The following is a 1,479-nucleotide window of genomic DNA, read 5'->3' on the forward strand; positions in this document are numbered from 1 at the left end:
CTAGTACAACATCCCTCAAATAGGTTTAATAATTGTCGGGCTGCAAATAAGGCTGCAGGAGCGTGACGACTACCTGAGCCATCTCATCGAGCGAACCTGAGCCTGGCAGAGGTTGCCATCGCCCGCTATGGCTACGAAAGGCCGCACCATAACGATTGCGGCTGAGTTCACTCAGGCGTGCCACAACGGTCGGCTCCTGATCGTCCAGGCGTTTGATCAGCAGATGACGCCCGTAAGCCTGCGTGACGATCTGGTCGTGGCCCAGCAAGGCGCGCAGTTGACGCTGCAGTTCGCTTGCATGACGTTTCGCGGGTAAGGCAGGCATGAGCGCTCCGGTTTCAGGATGCGCCAGTTTGCAACGGGTAGCCCCGGAAAGTCCATCTGAAGGGGCGCGCCGTCTGATTGCGCTCGCGAATGAACTGATCCGTACGCTCGCGCAGATGCGCGGTGCTGAGATGACTGGCGTGACGCAGCACACGGCGCGTATAGGCTGCAAACCACAGTTCGATCTGGTTCACCCAGCTCGCGTGCAAAGGGGTGAAGTGGAAGTGAAACCGCTCGCTGTGCCGCGCGTTGAATGCCTGCCAGACGGCGTGTGCACGATGCGTGTTCAGATTGTCCCAGATCACATGTACCTGTTTGCCCGGATACGCGGCCGACACGCTGTCCATGAAGGCCACCAGGTCGTCCTGGGTGCGCCGGTCGCGGCAACTACCCAGCACCTGTCCGGTATGCACATCCAGCGCGGCAATCAGCGCCTGTGTGCCATGACGGATATATTCAAATTCACGACGACGCAACCGTCCCGCTGCGGGCGCGCGTCCAGGATGCTTGCGTTCAATGGCCTGGATGCCGGTCTTCTCGTCAATGCTCAGCACGACCGCATTCTTCGGCGCCTTGCGATACAGCCTGCAAATCACGTTGACCTTCTCGCGAAACGCCGGATCCGGACTGTGCAGCCACTGTTGCACCCGATGCGGGCGAATGTCGCCGGCCTGCAGGATGCGTTGCACATGGCTGCGGCTGATCTGTTCGACGATCCCGCGCTCGACGGCGCGCGTCATGATCTCGTCGAGCGTCGGCGTAAGCCGGCCGTGCGCGTCCTGCACCTCGCACGCCAGCGCGATCAGTTGCAGCCGCGCCTCCTGCGTGATGCGCGGCGGACGACCGCTACGCTCGCCCTCCCGGATACCTAGAGCGCCTTGCCGTGCAATGCGCTGGCGCCACAGGCTGACCGTCTGCACGGACACGCCCAGTTCCAGTGCGATCGCTGCGCCCGAGTAGCCCTCATGGGCCATTAACGCGATGCGTGCCCGCGTCACATCACGCTGTGCAGCCGTCGTGCGCCTGATCAGCGCCAGCAGTTCCTGTCGATCCTTCCTGGCCAGCTTCACTGGCGTTGCATGACGACCTCGGCTCATGCGACCAGGATAGACCATCCAAACAATTATTAAAAGTAATTGCGGGACGCTGTACTAG

At 61.4% G+C, this 1,479-nt stretch carries 2 protein-coding genes; both read right to left on the bottom strand.

Annotated features, from left to right (window positions below):
* Positions 1-25: 25 nt before the first annotated feature.
* Positions 26-325, bottom strand: a complete 300-nt coding sequence (locus P0D89_RS52915) for a hypothetical protein (RefSeq protein WP_408371168.1) — start codon at positions 323-325, stop codon at positions 26-28.
* A gap of 13 nt (positions 326-338) precedes the next feature.
* Positions 339-1,421, bottom strand: a complete 1,083-nt coding sequence (locus tag P0D89_RS52920) for an IS630 family transposase (protein ID WP_408371166.1) — start codon at positions 1,419-1,421, stop codon at positions 339-341.
* Between the last annotated feature and the right edge of the window lie 58 nt (positions 1,422-1,479).

The organism is Paraburkholderia sp. RL18-085-BIA-A, assembly GCF_046027075.1.
Classification (GTDB): Bacteria; Pseudomonadota; Gammaproteobacteria; order Burkholderiales; family Burkholderiaceae; genus Paraburkholderia.